Genomic DNA, 7,788 nt, shown 5'->3' on the forward strand with positions numbered 1-7,788 from the left:
GTTTAACACTCGATCTTGTAAACGATGAAAAGCTTATAGAAGCGTATAAGCAGTATCATCAATCGATTTGGCCTGAAATTAAAGAAAGTATTATTTCTTCTGGAATTGATGATCTGGAAATCTATTTATTAGGAAACAGGCTATTTATGATTATGGAAGTGAATGAAAGCTTTTCTTTTGAGGAAAAATCGAAAGCCGATTTAGCCAATCCAAAAGTGCAGGAATGGGAAAATTTGATGTGGAAATTCCAGCAGGCACTACCAGGTTCGAAACCAGGAGAAAAATGGATCTTGATGGATCAGATCTTTAAACTTTAAATTGCTTTTTTTATGATTGATACACACGTACATTTTTGGAATTTCGATCCGGTTAGAGATAGCTGGATAAATGAAGATATGTTTGCCATCCGTAATGATTTTTCTCCGAAAGATCTTATAGGGGTTTATAACGATCATCAAATCACGGGATGTATAGCTGTGCAGGCTAGCCAATCGGAAGAGGAAAACCAGTTTTTGTTATCGCTGGCAGCGCAAAATGAAATTGTAAAAGGGATTGTTGGATGGGTAGATTTACTCGATCCGAATTTAGACGAACGTTTAACTTATTGGAGTAATTTCAAGAAGATTAAGGGCTGGCGACATATTTTACAAGCTGAAAACGCAGATTTTATCCTGAATAAAAAGTTTATTGCTGGCGTTAATCTTTTAAAAAAATACAATTACACTTACGATTTATTGTGCTATCACGATCAATTAGCAGCTATCAYACAAATGGTTGATCAAATCCCCGATCAACCATTTGTATTGGATCATTGTGGCAAACCGGATGTTAAAAGTCAGGAGATAAAATCTTGGTCTGAAAATATTAAAGTATTGGCTTCAAATCCAAATGTACTTTGCAAGGTATCCGGTTTACTTACTGAAGCAGACTGGAAAAACTGGACAGAAAAAGAGCTTTTTAATTGCTTTGATGTGGTATTCGAACATTTTGGTCCTGAAAGGGTAATGTACGGTAGCGATTGGCCGGTAATGCTGCTCAGCAGACCGTATCAGGATTGGTTTAATTTAGTTTATAAGTATGCGCAACAATTTTCCTCAGCAGAACAGAAATTGATTTTTAATGATAATGCAACTGCGTTTTACGGAGTTTAACAACATAATTTTGACCTATTTGTCATCCTGAATGCAATGAAGGATCTTTTTGATGGTGATTTATTTGCAAAGGATTCTTCACTTCGTTCAGAATGACACATCAAAACCCTACGCAAAAATCCTTAACTAGAATTAAAAAAAGCAGATAGAGCAGGACGGGAATTATAATATAAAATATTAGTTTTCGCTTTTTGAAATAGATCTGACCAATACAATATTAAATATGAGTAAAAAGATTACATTCCCTTACAATCCTCAATTCCCTTCTGTAGCCGACTTAAGAAAAAAGGCAAAGTCAAGGATTCCTAAATTTGCTTTTGACTACCTGGAGGGTGGTTGTAATGAGGGGCTTAATTTATCGAGAAATGAGAGCGACTTCGACAATATCTACCTTAAACCGAATTACTTACGCGTTGGTGGAGATATCGACATGTCGGTCGAATTATTTGGCCGTCGTTACAGTGCTCCATTTGGGGTATCTCCTATTGGTTTGCAAGGTTTGATGTGGCCTAATGCTCCCGAAATTTTAGCTAAGGCCGCCGCTAAAGCCGATATTCCTTATACATTAAGCACCGTATCCACCAGTAGTATCGAACGAATTGCCGAAGTATCTGAAGGAAAAGCATGGTTTCAATTGTACCACCCTACGGAGAATAGCCTGAGGGATGACATCTTAAATCGCTTAAAAGGCGTTGAATGCCCGGTATTGGTTGTGCTGGTAGATGTGCCTGCATTTGGTTTACGATATAAAGAAATCAAGAGCGGCTTATCCATTCCACCAAAAATGTCAGTCAATAATATCCTGCAGGCTTTTGCCCGTCCGTTATGGGGAATTAAAACCCTACAACATGGAATTCCATCGTTTGCTACCTTAAAGCCTTACATGGAAAAAGGAATGGATATGTCGCAACTTGGACAGTTCATGAACAAAACATTTACCGGTAAGGTTGATATTGAAAAGGTTTCTGCCATTCGTGATCTTTGGAAAGGACCTTTAGTATTGAAGGGAATCGCGACTGATGAAGATATGCAGGCTGCTATCCAAATCGGTGCCGATGGTGTGATTGTTTCCAATCATGGCGGCAGACAAATTGATGCAGGCGAATCCTCAATCAATTCACTGATCAAATTGGCGAACAATCCACTATACAAATCAAAATTGAAGATCATGTTAGATGGCGGTATCCGTTCAGGTGTTGATTTAGCAAGAGCACATGCCGTTGGATCTGAATTCAACTTTATGGGCCGGCCTTTTATGTATGGAGTTGGCGCTTTAGGTAATGAAGGAGGCGATCATACCATCAATATGTTCAAAACTCACTTATACCAGATCATGCAACAATTAACCATTGAGAAAATCACACAATTTCCTGATCGGTTATTAAACCCTTAAAGCCGAATTTGGAGTAAAATAAGAGGTTGTATCATAAACATAGTTTCTCTAGAAATTTGTCACGTTGAGCCTGTCGAAACGCCGTAACGGCATTATGATAGGTCCTTCGACAAGCTCAGGATGACAATTCTATATTTATGATGCAACCCGTTAACGTTATTTCAAAAACTTATAAGTAGTACTCGTTTTATATGTTTCGCCCGGTTTAAGCACTGTTGATGCAAAATTTGCATGATTTGGCGCATCAGGAAAATGTTGTGTTTCTAAGCAGAAAGCTGAACGGTGAGGATATGATTTCCCACCTTTACCGTCTTTATCAGCGCCTGTTAAAAAGTTGCCGCTATAAAACTGTAAGCCTGGCTCGGTGGTATAAACTTCCATTGTTATTCCTGTAACAGGACTTTTAACGGTTGCAATAGCCGTTTTGCCATCATGATGGGTCAATACAAAATTATGATCGTAACCTTTGCCGAACTTTAACTGCTGATCATTTTCTTCGATCGATTTTCCGATGGTTTTCGCTTTGTTGAAATCAAATGCTGTTCCAGCTACAGGCTGCAATTTACCTGTTGGAATAAGCGTAGAGTCTACTGGTGTGTAGGCATTTGCATCAATCGTTAATTCGTGATCTAAAATCGTATTGTTTCCCTCTCCATTTAGGTTGAAATAAGCATGATTGGTTAAATTTACCACAGTCGTTTTATCAGTAGTAGCTAAATAATCAATCTGCAAAGCATTATCATCAGTTAAGGTATAAGTTACCTTAACATCTAATTTCCCTGGATAACCTGCTTCGCCGTCATTTGAAACATAACTCAACTCTAATTTTTGTCCATCTAATTGTTTAGCATCCCAAACTTTCGAGAAAAAGCCATCTGTACCACCGTGGAGGGTATTAACACCATCATTAAGCTGTAAATCATATTCTTTCCCATCCAGCGTAAATTTACCTTTACCAATGCGGTTTCCGTATCTGCCAATTAATGCACCAAAAAATGGCTCACCTTTTTTGCGGTACGAACCTACGCTATCGTAACCCAAAACCACATCAGTTAACTTGTTATTTTTATCGGGTACCAAAAGTGATACTACCCTCCCGCCATAATTGGTAATGGAAACTGAAGCACCTTGTTTATTTTTTAAAGTATAAAGCTTCACACTTTTCCCATCAATAGTAGTGGTATATTTTAACGAATCAGTTTGCTCGGTTGTTTGTGTCCCTTTATCCGATTTTTGGTTACAAGAAGTAAAAGCTACAGCTAAACACAATGTAGCGAAGGGCAAAGCCTTTCGGAAAAGATAAATTTAACGCTGAAGAAATAGAACGCCTTTCTATTGATAAAGAAAAGCGTTATCAGGAAGGCTACATGCCCCATTTAGCACTGATTGATGGACTCGATCATTTTTTGGAACGCACAAAAGAGGCTAACATTCCTATGGCGATCGGATCTGCTGCGATACCTTTTAATATAGATTTTGTAGTAGATGGATTGAATATCCGTCGTTATTTGGATGCAATAGTGAGTGCAGATGACGTAAAAACAAGTAAACCAGATCCAGAAACTTTTATAAAGGCAGCGGCAGCATTAAATATAACACCGGCAGATTGCCTGGTTTTCGAAGACGCACCAAAGGGCGTAGAATCGGCTTTAAATGCAGGTATGCCTTGCATTGTATTAACCACAACACATACTATCGAAGAATTTGAAGGTTATCCGAATATCTTGGGTTATATTACAGATTATAACGATGCTAAATTAAATACGCTATTTTAACATGGGAAAATATTTAAATCAAAAACCTGTTCTTGTTGCAGTAGACTGCATTATTTTTGGTTATGACGGCGATCAGCTAAAACTTTTGGTAATAAAAAGGGCAATAGAACCCGTAAAAGATAAGTGGAGTTTAATGGGTGGTTTTATCGGTGAACATGAAGATCTTGATGGTGCCGCCAAAAGAATTTTATTGGAATTAACAGGATTACACGATGTTTACCTGGAGCAACTTCATGCTTATGGCAGTCCAGATCGGGATCCTATCGAACGTACGGTTTCGGTAGTCTACTTTGCACTGATCGATATAAATAAATATAGTAAACAGATCAATGACCAGTACCATGCCGAGTGGTTTAAGCTAAAAGAAGTTCCCGAATTAATTTTCGACCACGATATAATGGTTAAGGCCGCTATGGATAAAATCCGCTATCAGGCAGCCCTCCATCCTATTTTATTTGAGCTTTTACCAAAACGGTTTACTATACCGCAATTGCAGGCTTTATACGAGCAGGTTTACGATTCGCCGATAGATAACCGGAACTTTATCCGTAAGATTACGGCCAGTGGATTGTTAATTAAACAAGCCGACAAGGACAAATCGAGTTCGCGCCGTGGGGCCTTTTATTTTAAACTGGACAAAAACAAACACAAGGCACAGTTTCAGTCTTTTCTCAATTTTATCCCAAAAGCGAGTGAATAGGCAATGATTTGAGAAAATATTACTCAAATAAAAATAAATTTTAAAATTGTTTTTGGGCTTACAAAATTTAAAATCAACCAGTTAGAAGCGCCAATTTTACATAGACTAAAAAACAATAAAAACATTTTCAAAAAATGTTTGCAAGAAAAGGATAAATCCCTATATTTGCACCTCCTTAAACAAAAGGAAATGATTCCGTAGCTCAGCTGGTAGAGCATTACACTTTTAATGTAGTGGTCCTGGGTTCGAATCCCAGCGGGATCACGAAAAACCTCACAGAAATGTGAGGTTTTTTTGTTTTATTCCTGCTGGCTTTGCATTGCTAATAGATTAAATTATAGATCGTCAAAAGGGTTTTTTATTGATTTATTATTTTGGTACTCAATTGCATTTTTTGTCATTTTGCTGCCGCTATGGAAAATCAATTTCCGAAAAGCTCCCCGGGTCCGAATCAATCTAAATACATTACACCTTCCATAACGATTATAGAAGATCCGCTTATCCAAATTCCATCGTCAACTACTTCTGCCTCAATAAAAGAGGGCCTCCTAACATGAGCACCTTGTAAGATGCGATAACTTTGGTTTTTTTCCACATAGCCAAGATTTTCAAGGTAACCGGTTAAAGGCCCCGCTGCAGTTCCGGTAGCAGGATCTTCATCAATACCAATACTGGGGTTAAAAAAACGTGTTTCTGCAAGAAATTCACTTTTGCCATGTTCAGTAGTAAAAAGATAGCAACCTTCAAATCCGAATTTGGAGGAAGCTTCTTTCAAAAGACTTTTATTCAATACTGCTTTGTTTAAGAATTCCGAATTCTTTATGGGAACCATCAGGTGTCCCACTTCTGTTTTTACAATATTGATATTCCAATCGTTAAGGGTAAGATCGTCGGTACCTAGTCCAATGGCTTCGGCAATTATGCTGGCAGGTACCGTTACCATGATTTCAGCAGGTCTCTGTTTCATGCCAACGTAAGGAATTCCATCCTTCTCAGTGACCTTAAGGGGAATCTTTTCACTTGCCATTAACACCCAGGTCTGTCCTTTTTGTTCGCGGAAAATATCCCATTTTTTTAAGATAGCCAAGCATACTGCACCCAAAAGATTATGTCCAGCTCCGGTAATCTCAAAATTCGCTGGCGTAAATGACCTTACGCTAAACACTTTCTCAGCTACCGAATAATTTACAAAAGAAGTCTCTGAATATCCAAACTCCCTGGCGATGTCATAATATTGTTCCAGTTCCAATTGTTCCTCAGTATAAACTACAGACAACTGATTTCCTTTAAATTTTTGATCCGTAAAAACATCCAATACGTAATAGTCAACTTTCTTTTTCATTTGTTTTCATTTTTATGATTTCAAAATTAGGACACAAAACTTTAAGTTTGTTATCGGTTAACTAATGGTTACCGGTTACCTTTTGTTAACTATCAAATATGGAAACACCAATCAAACGGGAAGCGACCTGCGAGCAGGAGCTGGCGGCTATCCGGGATAGCCTGGAAATACTTGGCGGCAAGTGGAAGCTACGGATTATGCGATATCTTAACAATCATATAGATGAAAAAAACACATTTAAGAAGATCCAGCGTGAGGTTGAGGGTATATCTGCAAAAATGCTTTCCAAAGAGTTGAGGGAACTTGAAATAAACCTCCTCGTTACCCGAACGGTTATGGAAACCAGGCCTATTACCGTGAATTATGCAATGACAGAATATGGGCTAAGTGTTTTCCCGGTCACCGAAACATTGGTTGATTGGGGATTAAACCACCGTGAAAAAATAAAGTAGCATTCAAAAGCATTATACCACAGTTCCGACTCGGTATTAAGAAAGGGCTAACGTTTAATACATAACATTTAAAAAAAACAATACTGCTCGCGACCGGGTTAATCGATACAGCAGGCAATTGATAAAATCGAATACAAAAGTATTCGAGATAATGTCGGGAGGATCATCAAATACCTCGATAATTTGAATAATCCCAAAGCCGTTTTATTGCCCCTTCACTCAGGCTGCTCCGACACAGCTCCAGACCAACAATACCTCACGATAACTTTCTCTTTACCTTTCATTTAGCTATTGTGAACTCGCTGATCTTAAGCGACGCAAACCTTTGACCTACCTGATCTACACCAGGGCTACAACTCAACCGAAGCATGTGCGAAGCAGTATGCAAGCAAGCCTGGCCGGAAGGTGGCCTAAACGTGGAGTAAATGTGGCGTAAAGGTGGACTTTAGAATATTTTTTTTGGGGAATTTTTAATCAGATGGATTGATTTGGGGTACCATCCCTTTTGATTATCCTAATATACTAAAATTATGGCTGCTTGGATGGAATTATCAAAATTAACGGGCAAACGGGACTTTTCTTTACAAACGCGGAATTAAGGTTATTTTAAGAAAAGAAATGGTAACAGCCTAATGGCCTTGAAGATTTGTCGAGACTTTCCTTCTACTTCATCCTGGACGATTCCATAAAAATAATCCTGCATTTGTCTTTTCGGGTTGATCATTCTTTACATCACAATCGCCTGTTCGGTGTGCATTGGTGAAAACACTGCCAAATTCTACAAACTAGATTTTTTAAATAAAATGGGGTGGTGTTTACAGTTGCTTTATCTTACTCGATCGTCTTGTAGATACTACGTGGTCAGCATCTTCCTGCTATTAAGACCCTGACACTAATACTAAACCACCTAAAGAATAGCGCTAAAAGCCAGATTGTTAATTGAGTTCAAGTTATATAATCCTTAGCATTAACAGG

The 7,788-nt window shown here is 38.2% G+C and carries 7 protein-coding genes, 1 tRNA gene and 1 pseudogene; 7 read left to right on the forward strand and 2 right to left on the reverse strand.

Annotated elements, in window-relative coordinates; translation table 11 throughout:
- The 3 genes from AC1DND_RS21020 to AC1DND_RS21030 form a co-directional block, all read left to right on the forward strand.
- Positions 1–317: L-rhamnose mutarotase (locus AC1DND_RS21020; protein WP_477584586.1), on the forward strand; the 317-nt coding region annotated here is incomplete at its 5' end.
- Between the two features lie 12 nt (positions 318–329).
- The gene (locus tag AC1DND_RS21025) at positions 330–1,151 is read left to right on the forward strand and encodes an amidohydrolase family protein (RefSeq protein ID WP_477584587.1); all 822 of its coding nucleotides are present in this window, start codon (positions 330–332) and stop codon (positions 1,149–1,151) included.
- Between the two features lie 223 nt (positions 1,152–1,374).
- The gene (locus AC1DND_RS21030) at positions 1,375–2,544 is read left to right on the forward strand and encodes an alpha-hydroxy acid oxidase (RefSeq protein ID WP_477584588.1); all 1,170 of its coding nucleotides are present in this window, start codon (positions 1,375–1,377) and stop codon (positions 2,542–2,544) included.
- A gap of 156 nt (positions 2,545–2,700) precedes the next feature.
- On the opposite strand, the gene AC1DND_RS21035 is transcribed toward AC1DND_RS21030, so the two are convergent.
- Positions 2,701–3,828, reverse strand: a complete 1,128-nt coding sequence (locus tag AC1DND_RS21035) for an aldose epimerase family protein (protein ID WP_477584589.1) — start codon at positions 3,826–3,828, stop codon at positions 2,701–2,703.
- 5 nt (positions 3,829–3,833) lie between these two features.
- On the opposite strand from AC1DND_RS21035, the pseudogene AC1DND_RS21040 reads away from it, so the two are divergent.
- The 3 genes and pseudogenes from AC1DND_RS21040 to AC1DND_RS21050 form a co-directional block, all read left to right on the forward strand.
- A pseudogene (locus AC1DND_RS21040) lies at positions 3,834–4,319 on the forward strand (HAD family hydrolase); the annotation flags it as partial.
- A 1-nt stretch (position 4,320) separates the two neighbouring features.
- On the forward strand, positions 4,321–5,019 hold the full coding sequence (locus AC1DND_RS21045; protein ID WP_477584590.1) for an NUDIX hydrolase: 699 nt from the start codon (positions 4,321–4,323) through the stop codon (positions 5,017–5,019).
- Between the two features lie 191 nt (positions 5,020–5,210).
- A tRNA-Lys gene (locus tag AC1DND_RS21050) sits at positions 5,211–5,283 on the forward strand.
- Between the two features lie 187 nt (positions 5,284–5,470).
- On the opposite strand, the gene AC1DND_RS21055 is transcribed toward AC1DND_RS21050, so the two are convergent.
- Entirely contained in the window at positions 5,471–6,361 is an 891-nt protein-coding gene (locus AC1DND_RS21055; RefSeq protein ID WP_477584591.1) for a PhzF family phenazine biosynthesis protein, read from the reverse strand.
- A gap of 98 nt (positions 6,362–6,459) precedes the next feature.
- On the opposite strand from AC1DND_RS21055, the gene AC1DND_RS21060 reads away from it, so the two are divergent.
- Complete coding sequence (locus AC1DND_RS21060) at positions 6,460–6,813, forward strand: winged helix-turn-helix transcriptional regulator (RefSeq protein ID WP_029275327.1); 354 nt, start codon at positions 6,460–6,462, stop codon at positions 6,811–6,813.
- Positions 6,814–7,788: the final 975 nt, after the last annotated feature.

The organism is Pedobacter sp. 01N416 (genome assembly GCF_056399685.1).